The organism is Pseudoduganella ginsengisoli, assembly GCF_009720865.1.
GTDB lineage: Bacteria > Pseudomonadota > Gammaproteobacteria > Burkholderiales > Burkholderiaceae_D > Rugamonas > Rugamonas ginsengisoli.
Genome location: NZ_WNLA01000013.1, coordinates 75,689 through 94,671, shown reverse-complemented (window position 1 = coordinate 94,671; position 18,983 = coordinate 75,689). Strand labels below are relative to the sequence as shown.

Below are 18,983 nucleotides of genomic sequence, written 5' to 3'. Positions count from 1 at the left end.
CGTCGCAACTATAAACCAACGCGCGGTTGCCAGCGCCCTTAATTGAGCCTTAAAATCCGCCGCCGTAACGGATTTTTACTGATTCGCCGCAAGCGCCAAGGCAAATAATGGTAATCTCGCGGCGTCTACCACTTACTTATTGATTGGAAGGGAAGTTATGCGTTTTCTACGCCTGATCCTCGCCGCCGCCACGCTGTCGTTTGCCGCAGCGGGCGCCTCTGCCGCCGAACCCAAGGAAGGCGTTGACTATAAATTGCTGACCCCGGCCGTTCCAACCAAAGCCGACAAGAAAGTCGAAGTGGTGGAATTCTTCATGTACACGTGCCCACACTGCAATGCAATGGACCCGCTGCTGCATGAATGGGTGAAAAAGCAGGGCGACAAGATTGCCTTCCGCCGCGTGCACTTCCCGCAATCGGGCCCGAACGACCCGTATGCGCACGCTTACCTGACGCTGGAAGCCATGAACCAGGTGGAGGTCGTGCATGACAAGCTGTTCCGCGCCATCCATGTGGAGCGCAACCACTGGCGCACGGATGACCAGATCACGGACTTCATCACGAAAAACGGCGTTGATAAAGCCAAGTACATGGAATTCTTCAATTCCTTCGGCGTGCAGACTAAAATGAAGCAAGCCGGCACCGTGATCAGCGCTTACAAAGTGGAAAGCGCACCAACGCTGGTCATCGATGGCCGCTACGTGACGTCCCCGTCGATCGCGGGCCGTCCGGGCCAGCCGGAACAGCAAGCCATCGTGGCAACGCTGCAAGTGGCGGACGCACTGGTTGCCAAAGCTGCCAAAAAATAAGGCTTCAGCATGAGCAGTGATACCGAAAAACAAGTGATGGAAATTTACCGCGAGTCCGCGCCCGACGAGGCCGGACTGGTGGGGCGCCGCTACATCAACCATGTGGCGTGGAGCCTGCTGCTGGTGACCCTCACGTTTTCGGCATGGCTGATGCTGGCGCTGGCCAACGCGGAAAACCAGCGCAATGCGCTGGCCAACCGCAAGTGCGCGGACCGCGTGTTCCCTACGGAAATCGACCACGCCTGCATGAAAACCGTGAAAACACGGGATCACTGGTGGGAACACGTCGGCTATGCGCTGACGCATTTGACGCCGCAATGAATGATGCCCGCCCAGCGGGCATTTTCTTTACCCGCCCTTGATTTCCACGGTGCACGTTGCGCCGGCCACCAGCGGCAGCGCTGTCTTGTCCAGCGCAATACGGACAGGCACCCGCTGCGCCAGCCGCACCCAGTTGAATGTCGGGTGTACGTCGGCCAGCAAGCCGGGGCCGCTGGCGTCGCGGTCCGTGATGCCACGGGCAATACTGTCGATATGGCCGCGCAGCGCGGGGCCGCCGCCCATCAGCCGTATCTCCGCCGTTGCACCTGCCCGCAATGCCGGCAGCCGCGTTTCCTCGAAATAGCCGATCACGTAAAACGATGCGCTGTCGACCAGCGCCATCCGCGCCGCGCCGGCTGCCGCGTAGTCGCCCGCATGTATTTGCAAGTTGGTGACATAGCCATCGGCGGGCGCCCTGACCACGGTGCGTTCCAGGTTCAGTTTGGCCAGGTCGCGCGCAGCCTGCGCGGCGCGCAGCCGGGCCGTGGCGGCATCGGCCACGTCGCCCGCATCTTCACGGTTTTCCGCTGAAACAATGTCGTCATCGAGCCGGGCGCGGCGCTGCGCGTGGCGGCCGCGCTGGCGCACTTCGGCCTGCTGCGCTGCCAGTGCTGCTTCCGCTTGCGCCAGTGCGGCGCGGTAGCGGGCCGGATCGACAGTAAACAGGATATCGCCCGCGTGCACGAGCTGGTTATCGTGCACGGGGACGGACGCCACCATGCCCGCCACGTCGGCGCTGATGCTGATGATGTCGGCGTGCACGCGGCCATCGCGTGTCCATGGCGATTCCATGTAATGCGTCCAGGCGGTTTTGCCCGCGCACAGGGCGGCGCCGACGACAGCGGCGGAAAGTAGAAAACGGAACAGGGGAGTGAGTTTGTCGCGCATGATGGCAGTGGCGGTTCAGGAAAGCAGCAAGGTCAGGCCGCAAAAGATGCAGGTGAGCAGGGACAGGCGCACCAGCGCCGGATGCCACACGGCGCGGTAGACGCCGGCCAGCAGCTTGTCCAGCAAGCCTTGCAGCACAACGCTGGCCAATAGCAGGGGAATCAGGGTGGGCAGCAGGATGCCGAAGACGTCGAGTTCACGGGGCATGGTTGATATCCTTTTCAATGGGCTGGTCCAGCAGCGACGTATGCAGCGCGTGCAAGTCGGCCAGCGCCGCGCGCAGGCGCGTTTGGCGCGCTGCATCGGCGCCCGGCAGGGCGGTGCGTGCAGTGGCCCCGGCAGCCAGGACGGCTTGTTGCACGGCCGTATGCGTGGCGGCCGATGGCCGGCGGCAGTACGCGGCCAGCGCCTGCACGCATGCTTCCAGCGCGGTACGGGCATCGCCCGGCTGCGCACTGGCCGCCAGCGCGCGCAAGCCGATGGCGGCATGGCCCAGTTCCAGCAGCATCAATGCCTGGCGCACGACGGCGCGCGCTTCACTGCCGGGCGCGGGGCCGCTGGCGGCGGCCAGCTGGTTCAGCAAGTCGCGCACGCGGTTGTCGAAGCGGTGGCGCAAGCGGTGCAACTGCCGGGCCGTACGCGTGCGCGCCGTGCAGGCAGTGCGGGTTTCACGCCACAGTGCGCGGGCGATGTAAGCGGCGCGGCCCATCGTGTGTTGCGGCAGCAGCACGGCAAAGACTGCCCACGACAGCAGCACGCCGCCGATCATGGCCAACGCCGCATTCAGGAAGGCGCCCATGTCGTATTGCATCTGGTTGGCCGGGGCCACCACTTGCGCTGCAAACAGCATGACGCCGATGCCCATGCCGGCCCGTTTCGGATCCGTCGCCAGCCAGGCGCCCAATGCAAAGACTGGCGCGGCGGCCAGCACCAGCGTGGCGAAACTGTCTGCCTGCATGACGAGCCAGAATTCCGTGGCAAACGACAGCGGCCACGCCAGCAAAAAACCGGACAGGATTTGCCGGATCATGGCGGCCGGCCGGGGCGATGACGACGCCAGTGCGCAAAAGATGCACGACAGGATCAGCGCATTGGCGGCATACGGCCAGGCGAGCCAGTACCAGCACGCGCCCGCCGACAGCAGCGCGCAGGCGGCGCGGGCGCCGCTGGCCAGGGCAATCGGCCAGGGCGTGGCGGGTTCGTAGGCCCAGGAGTGCGGGGCGGCGGTATTGCCGGCTGGGCCATGCGGCTGCGCGAGACTGTCGTGCAGGCCCGCAAAAGCGCTGTATTCATGCGTAAAACGGTCGAGCAATTCGTGCGCGGTTTCCAAGTCGATTTGCTGCGCGCGGGACAAAAGCACGGCCGATGGAGCCAGCCCCTCTGCGCCCGTTGCTGCCTGCGGTGCGGCAGGGGGTGCCCATTGCGGCCGGGCCATGGCAGCAGCCAGCGCCGCCAGCCTTGGTTCCAGCAGGCCAGGCAGCGGCGAACCTGCTTGCGCGCGCAGCCGCAGCAGCAAGCGGTGCAGCGTGTACGACGTGCCCAGCACGGCCATGAACGCGCTGTTATACGCATGCAGCCGGCGCGTGTGGCCATGCGTATGCGCGGCTTCAAAGCTGGCGGCGGCGCGGCCGGTTTCCAGCGCGGCGATATCGGCGGCAAAGCGCAAGTGCGCCAGCTCCGCCGTGCTTTCTTCGAGCCGGTGCGACAGCACATCGCGGCAAAAGGCGGCAAAGCGCTGGTGGCGCGCGGCGGCAATGTGCAGCACGCTTGCCTGATGGCGGCGGGGGAACAGCACGTCATGCACGAGCCCCGCGCACACGATGCCGACGCCCACTTCCGTCAAGCGCGTGGCGGCCAGCATGAATGCACTGTCCGGTGCATTAAGGGCAGGAATGGCAATCATGGCGGCCGTATAGCCGGCCAGCACAAAACTGTACGATTGCTGGTTGCGGTGCAGCGCGGCGCCGCACGTGCAGGCGGCCAGCCACAGCGACAGCCCGGCAAACAGCAAGGGCGCCTGCTGGATAAACAGCGCGCACAGCACCAGTGCGGCGGCACAGCCGACCACCGTGCCGATCAAACGGTAATACGCTTTTTCCAGCACCATGCCGGCAGAGGGCAGGGCCAGGATGAAGGTGGTGGTCATCGCCGTGGAAGGCGAATCGAGGCCGAAGTGAAAGGCCAGTCCCAGCGCGCCAAAGGCGGCCAGCAAGGTGCGCGCCACGAACAGCCAGCGCGCGCCGTCGGATGCAGCCCAGTGCTGCACCAGCCCGGCCATCCATTGCATTGTTGTTTCGCTGGAGGCCGGGCTGGTATTCATGGGCTAGCTCACATTCTCTAGGTTGTCCAATTGCCGCTTGAACAGGTGTTCCAGCAGCCTGCGTTCATCGGGCGTATAGCCGTCATAAGCCCGCGTGGTGCGGGACCACACTTCGGGCATCACTTGTTCCACCAGCTTGCGGCCCGCCTCCGTCAGCGTGATCATCACGCAGCGGCGGTCGCCGGGCCGGTTGCCCCGGGTGATCAAGCCCTGGCTTTCCAGGTCATTGCACACGCGGGTCAGGTTGGCGGGCTTCTCCATGCAGGCTTCGCCCAGGTTGGAGGCGGTGGACGTTTCATTGTCCGAACCGTACAGCACCGCCAGCACCATATAGCTGGCATCGACCAGGTCATACTTGCGCAGCGCTGCATTCGACAAATCCTTCATGCGTTTTTGCACGTGGTATGTCATGCGCATCAGGCGGATCAGCTCTTCCGGGAAGGCTGGCAGCCGTGCGTGGATGTTCTTCAGGCGCTTGTTGGTGGCATCAAAACTGCTCATTTGCGCTCTCCTTTCTCTCCACTATGAAAGGTTTGATTGTATATCGCACAGTTAAATATTCATCAATGTATCTCCGCTTTCACCCCTCCACCGAGGGCTGCCATCAGCAATGTGTGGTTTTCCAGCAGCCGTGCCGACATGTCGAGCACATTTTGCTGCTCATGCAGGGCGCTCATGCGGGCATTGATCACGGCGTCCGCATCCGTCAGTCCGGCGCGCCATGCCCGTTCCGCCAGCGTCTCCGCATGCATGGCGGCTGCCTGTGCCGCTTCAGATTGCTGCAACTGGGCGGCAATGGCGCGCTGCTGGGATACGGCGCCGGCCACGTCGGCCAGCGCCTGCACGACGGCGCCGTTGTATTGTTCGACAGCGATATCCCATGCGGCACGCTGCGCACCCAGCCTGCTGCGCAGGCGGCCGCTGTCAAACACGGGCAAATTGATGGCGGGCGCCACACCCATGGTGCGCGAGCCCGCTTCCAGCAAGCGCGTAAAGCCGAATGCCTGCAAACCGGCAAACGCGGCGATATTGATGTCCGGGTAAAAGTCTGCACGGGCGGCGCCGATACGGCGGGCAGCGGCTTCGATCCGCCAGCGCTGGGCTGCCACGTCGGGACGGCGGCCGATCAGCTGTGCCGGCAACGCGGAGGGCAGCGCCGCGTTGGCCGCCCAGGCCACTGGCGGCATGCGATGTGCAGCGCCTGGGTGCTGGGCCGGCCCCAGGTTCAGCACTGGCCGGGCGATGCGCTCGCCGTCGCCCGGTCCCTGGCCGGTCAATGCCGCCAGCTGGTGCTGCAGCAGCGCGATGGCCGCCATCGCTTGCTGCCGTCCGCGTTCACCAGCGGGCAGGGTGGCGGCCAATGCCGCCGTCTCATATGCGCCCGACAGGCCCGCCGCGTGCCGCTTTTGCGCCATCGCGTGCTGGCGCTGGCGCTGCTGCAGCGTTGCCGTGGCGAGATCGTGCAGCGCATACGCATGCGCCAGCCTGATATAAGCGCGCACGATGGCGGTTTGCAGCGCGAGCCGCACCATTTGCTGTTCCGCTTCGGCGACTTTGACGTCGCCCAGCGCCGCTTGCAGCGCTTCGCGGTGGCGCCCCCACGCATCCAGGTCGATGGCGCCTGTCAGCGCGGCGTTTTCCTTCCACAGCGTGCGCCCTGCAATGGCGGCAGGCGCCGCGCCGTGTTCCGGATAGCGGGTACGGTCGGCGCTGGCCGACGCGTTCACGGCGGGACCGGCGGCCGCTTCCGTCACGCCGGCCAGCGCCTGCGCCAGCCGCACGCGCGCGGCGCTGGCGCGCAAGCCGGGATTGCCTTCCTGCGCGCGCTGCACCAGGCGGTCGAGCTGGGGATCGCCCAGCACGGTCCACCATGTTTCATCAGGCCAGGCCGCCGCTTCCCCCTGCGCCGCGGCGGCGATGGCGCTGCCGGCGTCCAGATGCGCCGGTTCAAGCAGCCGCGCTTTGGCAGGCATGGCGCCATCCGGGCTGGCGCAGGCAGCCAGCAGCAGGGACAGCGCAAGGGCAAGGGGGGCGCGGCGCGGCATGGATTCAGCGCACCACGTGCTTGCGGGTTTGCGCGACGTCCATGTCGGCTTCCGTCTCAACAAGTCGAATCTTCATGGTAGTTCCTCCGGCAAGATGACGAAAGAATTATATCAATAAATAGTACATTGATGAAATAAGTGGCCGCCACAGGCCCCGCTCGGTGGTTTTGCGTAGATAAAAAATCAGCTCAGCAGGGTTTCATACAGCGCCAGGTCGCGCTCGGAGTAGCAGCAAAACGTGATTTCAGCCAGGCCGCTGGCAGGGGCGGCGGCCCGTACCGCATCGACGGCAATGACTGCCGCATCGGCGGCCGGATAGCCATACACGCCGGTGCTGATGCAGGGGAAAGCAATGGTGCGGGCGCCCAGTTTGGCCGCCAGTTCAAGCGAATTGCGGTAGCACGACGCCAGCAAGTCGGATTCGCCGCGGCCGCCGCCCTGCCACACGGGACCGACTGTATGAATGATGTGGGCGGCCGGCAAGCGATAGCCCTTGGTGGCCTTGGCCTGGCCGGTATTGCAGCCGCCCAGCTGGCGGCATTCTTGCAGCAATTCCGGACCAGCGGCACGGTGGATGGCGCCGTCGACACCGCCGCCACCGAGCAGCGATGAATTGGCAGCATTGACGATGGCGTCGACTTCCATCGTCGTGATATCGGCAACAACAGCGCGCAACTGGGGACCGGCCATGATGGAGACTCCGCAAATTTGGCGATGCTTCATTGTAGACCACTCAAAACCGTTCCGGCAGGCACGGTCGCGCCCTGTCTTGGGCGCCTTTGTTAGAGTCAGGCCAAATCTATTCAGGAGAACATCATGTCTGGCACCAGTACACTCGACCCCGACAATTTCCCGGCAGCGCCGGACCGCTCACTGGGGCGCGGCCATGGCACCGGCGCGCTGGGGCCCAGCGACAGTTCCGATTCCGGCAGCGACGTGCAGGGCGGCAGCGGCCTTGCGCAGCAAGTCGATACGGGGCTCGCGCAGGGCACCAATGAAGATACGGAAATGGGCACGGCGCATGGCACGGCAGGGCCCGACCTGGGCGACGCGGATCTCGACAGCGACACGGATGCCGGCGGCACCGGCGAACGGGCTGCAGCAGGCCGCGACACAGTCGTGCGCGACGGCGCCGATATCGGCGTCGACCACATTGAAACCATGCCGGCCCGCGGGCCGCAGAAGGATGGCGCGCAGCGCTAAGTAAGTACCAAGAAATTATTGTGAAATTATGACAAACAGAACCGGATGCACTGCAAGGCGCCCGGTGCGACGCAGTGCGAGCACTGCTAGCAGCGGGCAACGCGGCAGGGCGCCGGTTATGGAAGTCAGAATTCACAAGAATTTATGCGTACTTACTTAGCTGACGCTGGCCATGACGTCGGCCAGCCAGTGGACAAACACGCGCACCCGCGGCGACAGTTGCCGCGCGTGGGGGTACAGCACGGACACCGGCATGTCCGGCGCCACCAGTTGCGGCAATATTTGCAGCAACGTCCCTGCCGCCAGCTGCCGCTCCACGTGATAGCGCGGCAGCTGGACCAGCCCGAGTCCCCGTTCAGCGCACGCGACATACGCATCCGCATCCGTGACGGACACCACACCGGGCAAGGTCACGCTGCGCACGGCCCCGCCGATCACGTAGTCAAACGGGAACGGTTTGCCATTGGGCGCGATGAAATTCACGGCCCGGTGCCGGGGCAAGTCATCCAAACCCGCAGGCGCGCCATGGCGGTCCACATACGACGGCGCCGCACAGGTTACCTGGCGCAAAGTGGCCACGCGCTTGCCGATCATGGCGGAATCCGCCAGTTCGCCCACGCGCAACACGCAATCGATGCCTTCGCGCACCAGGTCAGCCAGCCGGTCGCCCATGCCGATTTCCAGGCTGATGTCCGGATAGCGGTCCAGGAATGCGTCCAGCCGTGGCAGCACGTAGGTACGCGCCAGCGTGCCCTGTAAATCCACCCGCAGCTTGCCCCGGGGCGGCGCGCCGCCATGGCCCAGCCCCGCTTCGGTTTCTTCGACGTCGGCCAGGATGCGCACGCTGCGCTGGTAATACGCGTCGCCATCCGGCGTGGGGCTGACGTGGCGCGTGGTCCGCTGCAGCAGGCGCACGCCGAGCCGGGTTTCCAGCGCGCGGATCGCGTGCGTGGCGGTGGCGGCGGGCAAGTGCAAATCGGCAGCGGCGCGGGAAAAGCTGCCCAGTTCCACGATCCGGCAAAACAGCCGCATGGTATCGAAGCGGTCCATGGTGAGATTATTGATGAATATTGCATAGTATATGCAATTTCACCGTATTTATTGATGCCGTAGAAATCCGGATACTGGCGCCATCGACATCACAGGAAGGAGTACACCATGCAGCAAGTTGCCATCATTACGGGCGCGTCGCGCGGTATCGGCGCCGCCATTGCCCGGCGCCTGGCGCGCGGCGGGTATGCCGTCGTCATCAATTACGCGGGCAATGCGGCGGAAGCGCAGGCTGTCGCGGACGCCATCGCCGCCGATGGCGGCCACGCGTTGCCTGTACAGGCGGACGTGGCGGATGCCGCGGCCGTCGAGCGCATGTTCGCCACGGCCATTGAACATTTTGGCCGCATCGACGTGCTGGTCAATAACGCCGGCATCATGCCGCCCGCGCTGCCGCTGCTGGCCGAAACCGGCGACGCCACCTTTGACCGCCTGTTTGCCGTCAACGTCAAAGGCACGTTCAACACGCTGCGCGCGGCGGCAACGCGGCTGGCGCACGGCGGGCGCATCGTAAACTTTTCGTCCAGCGTGATCGGGCTGGGCTTGCCGGGCTATGCCGTGTACAGCGCGACCAAGGCTGCCGTGGAAACCATGACCCACATCTTTGCCAAGGAATTGCGGGGCAAGGCCATCACGGTCAATGCGGTTGCCCCCGGTCCGACCGCCACGGAGTTATTTTTGAATGGCAAATCGCCGGAAGCGGTCGAGCGGCTGGCCAACCTGGCGCCGCTGGGGCGGCTGGGCACGCCGGAAGATATCGCCGCGGCGGTGGCGTTCCTGGCCGGGGAGGGCGGCGGCTGGGTCAATGGCCAGGTGTTGCGGGCCAACGGCGGCATGGTGTGAAGAATTGGTAACTGCCGGTTGTTATTTCCGGCGGCCGGGGCGGCCTGCAATTGTTACCGCACTGGCCCAGCAAGTGTGTGACGGAATATGCACTTGTACCAAGGTGCAGGTTACAAATTGACTGTTTCCCGTTAGCATTGATGTATCTTTGTCACAAATGCAGGCGGGCGGCATGGCCATCTTTCCCCGGAGGGCGACAGAATCAGTGGGCGCATCCTCCATGGCCGGCATGGATACCCTCCAGCAGCAGGCGCGCCGCCGCATTTCCATTGTCTTCATCGTCAGTACCGCGCTGGCTGCGCTGGTCACCGTTTTGCTGGCGGGTTTCGCGATGCTTTCTTACAACGCGGAAAGCAAGGAGCGGTGGCGCGAATTGCACCGGGGATTGGAAGCCAGCGCTGATCAATTGACGGCTGCAATTGCACTGCCTGCATGGAACTTCGACGACCGCCAGATTATTGCCATCGTGCGCGCCGGGCTCAGTAACCGCGATTTATATGGCTGCACGGTAACCCTCAGCAATGGCATGCAATTTGTCTTTATCCGCAACGCCAACGGTGAAATCGAACGGGTCGCGACGCCGCCCGACTTGCCGGCGCTACGGACGGCCGTGCGGACCATTGAAGCGGCCGGGCGCGCGGTCGGTACCGTGAAAATGTACGTGACGCCGCAATATGTGCTGCAAACGTTGAGCGCGCGCCGCGTGGAACTGACGATGGCCATCGTGGGGCTGGATATCGCGCTGGTGGCGGGCGTGTACCTGTTGCTGTGGTACGTGGTGCTGAAACCCCTGAAGCGGGTGGGGCGCTATGCGGCTGCCGTGAAAGCAGGCGACAAGGCCAGCCGCGAAGGCCAGGCGCCCCAGACTGGCCTGTTCTTTGGCGAATTGCAGACGCTGAACGAATCCATCCTGGAAATGGTGGAATTGCTCGATAGCCGCTACAGCGCCATGCAAGCGTCGGAAGAGCGGCTGGCAATTGCCACGGATGCCGCCAATATCGGCATTTGGGACTGGGATGCCCGCACGGGCGTGCTGGTGTGGGACCGCGAAATGCACCGCCAGTATGGCGTGCCGCCTGGTTCCTTTGACAGTTCGGTGCCAACCTGGGAAGAGCGTTTGCTGCCGGAAGACCTGGTGCGCGTGAACCGCCAGATCGACGCCGTGCGCCGGGGCGAGGGCGAATACCGCACGGAATTCCGCATCCGCTGGCCCGATGGCCAGATCCGCTACATCAAGGCGGCAGGCCGGCCATTCCGCAGCGCCGACGGCGAATTGCTGCGCATGGTGGGCGTCAATTACGACATCACGGAAATCAAAATGGCGGAACATGAATTGCGCCGCCACCGCAACCACCTGGAAGAATTGGTCGATGCGCGCACGGAAGCGCTGTCGGTGGCCGTGACGGAGGCAAAGGCGGCCAGCCGCGCGAAAAGCGTGTTCCTTGCCACGATGAGCCATGAATTGCGCACGCCGCTGCATTCCGTGCTCGGCTTCTCGCGCCTGCTGGCGGATTCCCAGACGATGACGGAAGAAGAAAAGCGCAACCTGGCTGTCATCAACCGCTCCGGCCAGCATTTGCTTACGCTGATCAACGACTTGCTGGAACTGTCGAAAATCGAGGCGGGCCGCATTACGCTGCAGGCGCAAGTGGTCGATGTGGAAGGCTTGCTGCGCGAAGTGATGGACATGCTGGGCGCACGGGCCCGCCAGGCCGGCCTGGCAATGACGCTCGATTGCGCCGGGCTGCCGCGCGCCGTGCGCATTGATGGCGCGCGCCTGCGGCAAGTGCTGCTGAACCTCGTTTCGAATGCCGTGAAGTTTGCGGAGCAGGGCAGCGTGACGCTGGTGGCACGCGCCACACTGCTGCAAGAGAACCGCTACGCGTTGACGCTGGCGGTGCGCGACACGGGCCGCGGCATTGCGCGCGAAGACCAGCAGCGCATATTTGAACCGTTTGTGCAGGCGGATAACACGGGTTCCAACGAAGGTACGGGCCTGGGTTTGACGATTTCCCGCGAATTCGTGCGCATGATGGGCGGCAAGCTGGAAGTGGAATCGGAACTGGGCAATGGTGCGGAATTCCGCTTCAGCATTGAAGTGGAAGGCGCCGCCGCAGCACCCGGCGAAGCGGCCAGCGTGGTGGAAGCGCTGGAGCCGTCGCAGCGGGGCCGCCGCATTCTCGTGGTCGATGACAATGAAGACAGCCGCCGCCTGATCGACAGCTTGCTGTCGCCGCTGGGCTTCATGGTGGAAATGGTGGCCGATGGCGCCAGCGCGCTGGCTGCCATGAAACGCTGTCCGCCCGCGCTGGTCATCATGGATTGGCGCATGCCGGGCATGGATGGCTTGCAAGTGATGCGCCGCATCCGCGCGGAACCTGGCATTGCCCCGCCTCGCCTGGTGATGATGACGGCATCGGCATTTGAAGAAGAACGCCTGCAGGCGCTGGACGCGGGCGCCGATGAATTCCTGTGCAAGCCGATCGAGCAAGACCAGCTGTTCCAGGTGCTGGAACATCAGCTGGGCGTGCGTTTCCGCCGCCGCCAGCGCGCGCCGCTGGCCAGGCCGCAGCCGCTGACGGAATCCGCGCTGGCGCAATTGCCCTACGACGTGCTGGTGGGCGTCAAGGAATCGCTGCACTTGCTGTACACGGCGCGCGCGCTGGAGTTGCTGGAATCTTGCCGCCACAGCCATCCGGACATCGTGCAGGGCGTGGTGGCCATGCTGGAACAGCACCAGTATCCGCAACTGTGCGGCATGATCGACGCCGTCTGCGCAGCGCCGGAAGTCTGAGCGGCGCTCCATTCATCCGTCTTCGGCGCCAGCCGTCGCATTTCCTGTCGATTCGTCACGGGGGCCTGTCGCTGCGGGCCCGGCTGCCCTACACTGGCGGACATGCAATCTTCATTAAAAATCGCGTGGGATACGTTCTGGACGCTGAAAAAGCACCGGGAAGAACCGCTGTGGGCCCGTATCGCCGTCGGCTCCGCCATAGCGGTGGCAGCGGGAACGCTGCTGATGGCCATTTCCGGCGTATTGACAGGGCGGGAATCGGATCCCGGCTGGTGGCGGGCGTCGTACCCGTTCAACATGGTGGTGTGCCTGCTGATCGCGTGGTTCACGCTGGCGCTGGCGCGGCTGCTGGAAAAAGTGCTGCCGGAGCGCTGGCTGGCGCGCCTGTCCGATCCCACCGACTGGCGTGCGATGGTCATTTGCAACTTGGCGCTGGCGGCGGCGCTGACGGAAGGCTCATTCAGCGGTTTGTATATCGCCGCATTCACGTGGCACTTCAGCGCTACTGACGCGATTGCCCATCCGCTGGCGCAGGCGCGCTTTTACATCCTGGTGCTGGTGGTGTCGGTGGTGGCGTGGATCTGGTGGCTGGTGCGGCTGCGCCAGCACCAGCGCCAGCGCGCGCTGCAACTGATGGCGACGGAAGCGCAATTGCGGCTGCTGCAAGGCCAGATCGAACCGCACTTCCTGTTCAACACGCTGGCCAATGTGGAAAGCCTGATGGATGCCGATCCGCCCCGCGCGCGGCGCATGCTGGAAGCGTTCACGGATTATTTGCGGGCGGGGTTGACGCAGATGCGCGAAGGCGACAGCCACCTGGCGGCGGAACTGGACATGGCGGAACGCTACCTGGAATTGATGGGCATCCGCATGGGCGGGCGGCTGGCTTACCGCATCGATGCGGACGCCACGGTGCGCGCCGTGCGCATGCCGACGCTGCTGCTGCAGCCGCTGATTGAAAACGCCATCCACCATGGTATTGAAGGGAAAGTTGAGGGCGGAACGGTGACGGTGTCGGCACGGCTCGATGGCGGCCGGCTGGTCTTGCGCGTCGATGACGATGGCCTGGGACAGGCTGCCGCGCAGCGGCCGCACCGGCGCGGCGCCGGCATGGCGCTGGCCAATATCCGCAGCCGCCTGCAAGCCCGCTATGGGGCGCACGGCAGCCTGGCGCTGGACATCCGCGGCGACGGCGCCAGCGCCGTCATGACTTTGACTGTACAGGAGAAACCGTAATGCCTGCCATGCCGACGGCGCTGATTGCCGACGATGAACCGCACCTGGCGAACCACTTGAAAGAACAATTGCTGGCGCTGTGGCCTGAATTGCACATCGTGCATATGGCCGCCAACGGCACGGAAGCCGCCAGCGCCATTGCGCAATTGAACCCGGATATCGCGTTCCTCGATATCCAGATGCCGGGATTGACGGGGCTGGAAGTGGCGCAGGGTATCGAAGGCAATACGCGTGTCGTGTTTGTCACCGCGTATGACGCGTACGCCGTGCAAGCGTTTGACGAAGCCGCTATCGATTACCTGTTGAAGCCCTTGCGGCGCGAACGGCTGGCGCAGGCGCTGGAGCGCGTGAAAACCGCGCTGGCGCCGGCGCTTGACAACGGCAGCCTGGCGCAGACGATGCAGCGGCTGCTGCAAGCCCAGTTAACGCAGGCCGTGCCGCCGCAGCCAGCACCGCGCCTGCACTATATCCGCGCGTCGCAGGGCGCCATGACGCATCAAGTTCCCGTTGCCGACGTGCTGTATTTCCAGTCCGATGAAAAATACACGGTGGTGCGTGCGCGTGACGGCGAGCATTTGATCCGCACGCCGATCGCGGAACTGGCGGCGCAGCTGGACCCTGAACGGTTCATGCAAATCCACCGTTCCACGCTGGTCAACCAGGATTACGTGGAAGGCGTCCGGCGCGACGACAATAGCCGCATGTTCGTGCGCATGCGGGGCGTCGATGGCGAACTGGCCGTCAGCCGCGCCTATGTGCACCTGTTCCGCGCCATGTAATTCGCGCCAGCGTTTTACCATCCGTCGCACCGGCTTGCCGTTCGTCGCACGCCACGGGAATTCTTCCGTTGTCATCGCTAATCTGGTGTTTTCCATCGATGACGGGAGATCGTATGTTCAGGCAGGCCATTAAGATGGCGTTGCGCGACTGGCGCGCGGGCGAATTGCGGTTGTTGCTGGCGGCGCTGGTGCTGTCCGTGGCGGCAATTTCCGTCGTGGGCTTTTTCACCGGCAAGCTGCGGGCGGGCATGCTGCGCGACAGTGCGCATCTGCTGGCGGCCGACGTCGCGGTATCGTCCGACCTGCCGCTGGCGCCGCGCTGGCAAGCGGACGCCCGCCGGCGCGGCTTGCAGACAGCGCTGACCAGCGCCATGGCCGGCATGGCGTCGTCCGGCGCTATGGCGACGCTGGTGTCGCTGAAAGCTGTCGATGACGCTTACCCGCTGCGGGGCGCCGTGCAATTGCGGCAGGCCGATGGCACGGTGAGCAGCGTGCACGGCGGTCCGGAGCGCGGCACCGTGTGGATCGACGCGGCTGTCGCGGCACGGCTCGATGTGGCCGTAGGGCGGACGCTGCATATCGGCGCCGCCGATTTTACCGTGGCTGGCGTGATTGACACGGAGCCGGACCGCCAGTCGTCGCCCGTGTCGGTGGCGCCCCGCGCCATGATTGCCGCCGCGGATCTGGCGGCAACAGGCGTGATACAGCCCGGCGTGCGGGCGCGCTACACTTTGCTGGTGGCTGGCAGCGCGGATGCGGTGGCAGCCTTCGAGCGCCACGTAAAGGACGCCGGCGATCAAGGGCTTTCCGTCAAAACCGCGCAGGAAGCCGCGCGGGGTCTGGCCGACATCCTCGACAAAGTGAAGAGCTTCATGTCGCTGGCCGGTGTGCTGGCGGCCATTTTGGCTGCAGTCGCAATTGCCATGGCCATGCGCCGGTACCAGGCGCGCCACCTCGATGCATGCGCCATGCTGCGCTGCCTCGGCATGCGCGAAGGCCAGGTCCTGGCGCTGCACGTGCTGGAATTTGCGCTGGTGGGCGCCGTGGGCGGTTTGCTGGGCGTTGTGCTGGGCTATGCGGGCCACTTGGCGCTGGCGCACTGGCTGGGCGGCCTGCTGCCGCCGGATTTGCCTGCGCCGGACTGGCAGCCTGCCGTGCAGGGTTTCCTTGCCGCGCAACTGGCGCTGGCCGGGTTTGCATTGCCGGCGCTGCTGCAAATGAAGGGCGTGCCGCACGTGCGCCTGCTGCGGCGTGAAGCCACCGCGCCCCGTGGCGCTACCGTGGCGGCGTTCGTGCTGGGCGGTGCGGCCTTTACGGGGCTGCTGCTGTGGACTGCGGGCGACGCCATGCTGGGCATCGGCGCCGCCGTGGGCGTACTGGCGGCGGGGGGCGTATTTGCCGCTGCCGCATGGCTGATGCTGGCCGTGCTGGGTAAGACAGGGGCAGGTTCCGCCGCCACCGCATGGGGATTGGCAACCAGTTCGCTGCGCCGCCATGGCGCTGCTACGGTGGCGCAAGCCGTGTCGCTGGCCATCGGCTTGATGGCGCTGCTGTTATTGACGGTCGTGCGCGGCGAATTGCATGCCGCGTGGCGCGCATCCGTGCCGGCCGATGCCGCCAACCAGTTCGTGTTCAATATCCAGCCAGACCAGGCCCACGCGGTGGCGCAGCGCCTGCAGGCGTACGGTGTGCCGAGACTGCACGCCAGCATCCGTGCCCGCCTGCTGGAAATCAATGGCAAGCCGGCGCGCGAAGGCGGGAGCGACAGCAGCGGCGGCAGCGTGCCGGAAGTGGACATGTCCACCAGTGCGGATCTGCCGGCTGCCAGCACTGTCGTGCAGGGCCAGTGGTTCGCACCTGGCAGCCAGGCGCCGCAAGTATCGGTCGATCAAATCGCGGCGCAGCGCCTCAATGTGAAGCTGGGCGATACGCTGGCTTTCGATGTGGGCGGCTTGCCGCTGCAGGCGCAAGTCACGAGCCTGCGTAAAATTAACTGGCGCCAGCGCACGCCCAGTTTCGAGTTTGTACTCAATCCTGCCGCAGCAGAGGATTTGCCTGCCACGTATGCCGCAGTATTCCATGCCGAGGAGGGCGACCGTGCAGTCGGCGCGCTGGCGCGCGACTTCCCCAATATTAGTGTCATCGACGTCAGCTACCTGATCCGCCAAATGCAGCGCGCGCTGGAACAGGCCACAACGGCCGTGGAATTCCTGTTCGTCTTCACGCTGGCTGCCGGCGTGCTGGTGCTGTATGCGGCGCTGGCCGGCAGCCAGGATGCGCGCATGGGACAGGCGGCGCTGCTGCGGGCGCTGGGCGCCACGCGCGGCAAGCTATCCAGGGCGCAAACCATTGAACTGGCGCTGACGGGGGCACTGGCCGGGCTGCTGGCCGCACTGGGCGCAAGTCTTGGCGGCTGGGCGCTTGCGCACTGGGTTTTCGACCTCACATGGGGGTGGCCACCCATGGTCTGGCTGGTTGGCGTCGCCGCGGGCGTGGCATGTGCGCTGGCGGGAGGCTGGCCGGGTTTGCGCCACGTATTGAATCAACCGCCGCTGCACACGCTGCGGCAAACTTAAGCAGGAGACATTATGGGTAACATCATTGAAGTTCGTGAACTGGGCAAGCAGGTGCAGGACGCCACCGGCGAGCTGACCATCCTCGATGACGTCGGCTTTTCCGTGGCGGCCGGCGAAACAGTGGCCATCGTGGGGGCGTCCGGGTCTGGCAAGTCCACGCTGCTGGGCATTTTGGCGGGGCTCGATACGCCGACTTCCGGCACCGTGACACTTGCGCAAAAAGATATCTTCGCGCTCGATGAAGATGGCCGCGCGCAATTCCGTCAAGCGAACCTGGGTTTCGTATTCCAGTCGTTCCAGCTGTTGCCACATTTGACGGCGCTGGAAAATGTCATGCTGCCGCTGGAATTGCGCGGAGACAGCGCGGCCCGTACCAAGGCGGAAGCCATGCTGGAACGGGTCGGATTGGCCAGCCGCTTGAAGCATTATCCGAAATTCCTGTCGGGCGGCGAGCAGCAGCGCGTGGCGCTGGCGCGCGCCTTCGTTGCGGAACCGCCGCTGCTGTTTGCCGACGAGCCGACCGGCAGCCTTGACGCCGCCACCGGCGAAGCGGTCATGCAACTGATGTTTGCGCTGAACCGCGAGCGGGGCTCGACCTTGGTGCTGGTCACGCACGATTCCGCCATTGCCGCGCGCTGCGGCCGTATCGTCACGATGGCGGCGGGCCGCCTGACCGGTGAATTGCATCCGAGGAAGGAAGCGTTATGCGCGTAATGTATGCAGCACTGCTGGGCGCGATGCTGGCGGCGCCGTTGGGCATGGCGCGCGCCGATGGCCTGGCGGATTTGAAAAGCGCGCTGCAGCGCCTGCAGGCCAGCACGCCGCTGAAAGGCGTGCTGAAGACGGAAACGTCGCGCAAGGTGGGCGAGGGAGCGGACGCCGATGAATATGCGGGCAGCGCTGCCGTGCACGTGGAAGATGGCGCGCAAGGCTTGCGGCTGCAGTATGGCCGCGATTTGCTGGCGCGGATGGATGCGGACCGGCTGGCAGCCGCGAAAAATCCCAATGCCAAGACCCCATCGCTGTATGCGCTGAAGGAAATGGGGCCGGACGATTTGCGGCCGATGGTGTCGGGCGCGGAAAACCTGGTGCGCAACATCGAGCGCGCCGCCTTCAAGGCGGAGAAGGCGGGCGAATGGCAGGGGAAACCTGCGCGCCAGCTGACGTTTACCGTGCCGGTCAAGGTATTGAGCGACCGCGAACGCAAATACATGAAGGAATTCGACGGCGCGTTTGACGTGTGGATTGCACCGGATGGCACGCCACTGGGCAGCCAGTTGAACTGGCACATGCAGGGCCGCGCCTACGTCGTCGTGAGCTTTGACATCCGGCAGGAAGAGCGCAGCACGTATATGCTGTCGGGCGACCGCCTGGTGACGACCCGGATGGAAAGCCGCCTCAGCAACTCGGGGGCGGGCGAGAAAAGCGAAGTCCGCACGGTAAAAACATTACAGGCGGGATAAAGAAAAAATGTAAGAAAAAAGCCGGCAGCGCCGGCTTTTTTCATGGCAGCACGATCCGCAATTAAGCGAAGTTCTGGGCTGCGAAGTCCCAGTTTGCCAGCGCGAAGAAGTTTTCAACGTACTTCGGACGCAGGTTGCGGTAGTCGATGTAGTAAGCGTGTTCCCACAGGTCGCAGGTGATCAGCGCTTTGGCATCGGTGGTCAGCGGGGTTGCCGCGTTCGACGTGTTGACGATGTCAACGGTGCCGTCAGCTTTTTTCACCAGCCAGGTCCACGACGAGCCGAAGTTGCCCACGCACGATTTGGTGAACTCTTCTTTGAACTTCTCGAACGAACCCCACTTGGCGTTGATGGCGTCAGCCAGTGCGCCGGTTGGAGCGCCGCCGCCGTTTGGCTTCAGGCCGTTCCAGTAGAAGGTGTGGTTCCAAACCTGGGCTGCGTTGTTGAAAATGCCGCCGGACGATTTCTTGACGATTTCTTCCAGGGACAGGTTTTCAAACTCGGTGCCCTTGATCAGGTTGTTCAGGTTGGTGACATACGCTTGGTGGTGTTTGGCGTAGTGGTATTCCAGCGTTTCTTTGGAGATGTGTGGCGCCAGGGCGTCCATTGCATACGGCAGAGCCGGCAGGGTATGTTCCATGTGAGGTTCCTTATGGT

18 protein-coding genes are annotated in these 18,983 nt (G+C 64.5%); 10 read left to right on the top strand and 8 right to left on the bottom strand.

The window, feature by feature from the left end:
- The first annotated feature begins 157 nt into the window (after nt 1-157).
- Both GM668_RS18525 and GM668_RS18520 read left to right on the top strand, forming a co-directional pair.
- Nucleotides 158-808: a thiol:disulfide interchange protein DsbA/DsbL gene (locus GM668_RS18525; RefSeq protein ID WP_155440438.1), complete on the top strand. Its 651-nt coding sequence runs from the start codon at nt 158-160 to the stop codon at nt 806-808.
- A 9-nt stretch (nt 809-817) separates the two neighbouring features.
- Nucleotides 818-1,129 (top strand): hypothetical protein, encoded by a 312-nt coding sequence (locus tag GM668_RS18520; RefSeq protein WP_155440437.1) that lies wholly within the window; start codon nt 818-820, stop codon nt 1,127-1,129.
- Between the two features lie 27 nt (nt 1,130-1,156).
- Here the strand turns inward: GM668_RS18520 and GM668_RS18515 are convergent, their stop codons facing one another.
- The 6 genes from GM668_RS18515 to GM668_RS18490 form a co-directional block, all read right to left on the bottom strand.
- The gene (locus GM668_RS18515) at nt 1,157-2,017 is read right to left on the bottom strand and encodes an efflux RND transporter periplasmic adaptor subunit (RefSeq protein WP_155440436.1); all 861 of its coding nucleotides are present in this window, start codon (nt 2,015-2,017) and stop codon (nt 1,157-1,159) included.
- A gap of 15 nt (nt 2,018-2,032) precedes the next feature.
- Nucleotides 2,033-2,224: a DUF1656 domain-containing protein gene (locus GM668_RS18510; RefSeq protein ID WP_155440435.1), complete on the bottom strand. Its 192-nt coding sequence runs from the start codon at nt 2,222-2,224 to the stop codon at nt 2,033-2,035.
- Nucleotides 2,214-4,337 (bottom strand): FUSC family protein, encoded by a 2,124-nt coding sequence (locus GM668_RS18505; protein ID WP_229499522.1) that lies wholly within the window; start codon nt 4,335-4,337, stop codon nt 2,214-2,216. Before GM668_RS18505 ends, GM668_RS18510 begins: the two co-directional genes overlap by 11 nt.
- A 3-nt stretch (nt 4,338-4,340) precedes the next feature.
- A complete protein-coding gene (locus GM668_RS18500) occupies nt 4,341-4,838 on the bottom strand; it encodes a MarR family winged helix-turn-helix transcriptional regulator (protein WP_155440434.1) in 498 nt (165 codons plus the stop codon).
- Between the two features lie 62 nt (nt 4,839-4,900).
- Nucleotides 4,901-6,445: an efflux transporter outer membrane subunit gene (locus GM668_RS18495; protein ID WP_229499520.1), complete on the bottom strand. Its 1,545-nt coding sequence runs from the start codon at nt 6,443-6,445 to the stop codon at nt 4,901-4,903.
- A 120-nt stretch (nt 6,446-6,565) separates the two neighbouring features.
- Entirely contained in the window at nt 6,566-7,072 is a 507-nt protein-coding gene (locus GM668_RS18490) for an O-acetyl-ADP-ribose deacetylase (protein WP_155440433.1), read from the bottom strand.
- Nucleotides 7,073-7,198: 126 nt separating this feature from the next.
- Between GM668_RS18490 and GM668_RS18485 the strand changes: the two genes are divergently transcribed.
- Nucleotides 7,199-7,585, top strand: a complete 387-nt coding sequence (locus GM668_RS18485; protein WP_155440432.1) for a hypothetical protein — start codon at nt 7,199-7,201, stop codon at nt 7,583-7,585.
- A 156-nt stretch (nt 7,586-7,741) separates the two neighbouring features.
- Here the strand turns inward: GM668_RS18485 and GM668_RS18480 are convergent, their stop codons facing one another.
- A complete protein-coding gene (locus GM668_RS18480; protein ID WP_155440431.1) occupies nt 7,742-8,635 on the bottom strand; it encodes a LysR family transcriptional regulator in 894 nt (297 codons plus the stop codon).
- Nucleotides 8,636-8,743: 108 nt separating this feature from the next.
- Here GM668_RS18480 and GM668_RS18475 point away from each other — a divergent pair, with 108 nt between their 5' ends.
- The 7 genes from GM668_RS18475 to GM668_RS18445 all read left to right on the top strand — a co-directional run bounded on the left by GM668_RS18475 (nt 8,744) and on the right by GM668_RS18445 (nt 18,326).
- Entirely contained in the window at nt 8,744-9,478 is a 735-nt protein-coding gene (locus GM668_RS18475; RefSeq protein ID WP_155440430.1) for an SDR family oxidoreductase, read from the top strand.
- 229 nt (nt 9,479-9,707) lie between these two features.
- On the top strand, nt 9,708-12,272 hold the full coding sequence (locus GM668_RS18470; RefSeq protein WP_155440429.1) for an ATP-binding protein: 2,565 nt from the start codon (nt 9,708-9,710) through the stop codon (nt 12,270-12,272).
- A gap of 102 nt (nt 12,273-12,374) precedes the next feature.
- Nucleotides 12,375-13,508 carry a sensor histidine kinase gene (locus GM668_RS18465; protein WP_155440428.1) on the top strand — a complete coding sequence of 378 codons (1,134 nt, stop codon included), beginning with the start codon at nt 12,375-12,377 and terminating at the stop codon, nt 13,506-13,508.
- A gap of 8 nt (nt 13,509-13,516) precedes the next feature.
- A complete protein-coding gene (locus GM668_RS18460) occupies nt 13,517-14,287 on the top strand; it encodes a LytR/AlgR family response regulator transcription factor (RefSeq protein ID WP_155440531.1) in 771 nt (256 codons plus the stop codon).
- A 113-nt stretch (nt 14,288-14,400) separates the two neighbouring features.
- On the top strand, nt 14,401-16,863 hold the full coding sequence (locus tag GM668_RS18455; protein WP_229499518.1) for an ABC transporter permease: 2,463 nt from the start codon (nt 14,401-14,403) through the stop codon (nt 16,861-16,863).
- Nucleotides 16,864-16,875: 12 nt separating this feature from the next.
- A complete protein-coding gene (locus GM668_RS18450) occupies nt 16,876-17,577 on the top strand; it encodes an ABC transporter ATP-binding protein (protein ID WP_155440427.1) in 702 nt (233 codons plus the stop codon).
- A complete protein-coding gene (locus GM668_RS18445; RefSeq protein ID WP_155440426.1) occupies nt 17,568-18,326 on the top strand; it encodes a hypothetical protein in 759 nt (252 codons plus the stop codon). Before GM668_RS18450 ends, GM668_RS18445 begins: the two co-directional genes overlap by 10 nt.
- A gap of 61 nt (nt 18,327-18,387) precedes the next feature.
- Here GM668_RS18445 and sodB read toward each other — a convergent pair whose 3' ends face one another.
- The gene (gene sodB, locus GM668_RS18440; RefSeq protein WP_155440425.1) at nt 18,388-18,966 is read right to left on the bottom strand and encodes a superoxide dismutase [Fe]; all 579 of its coding nucleotides are present in this window, start codon (nt 18,964-18,966) and stop codon (nt 18,388-18,390) included.
- Nucleotides 18,967-18,983: the final 17 nt, after the last annotated feature.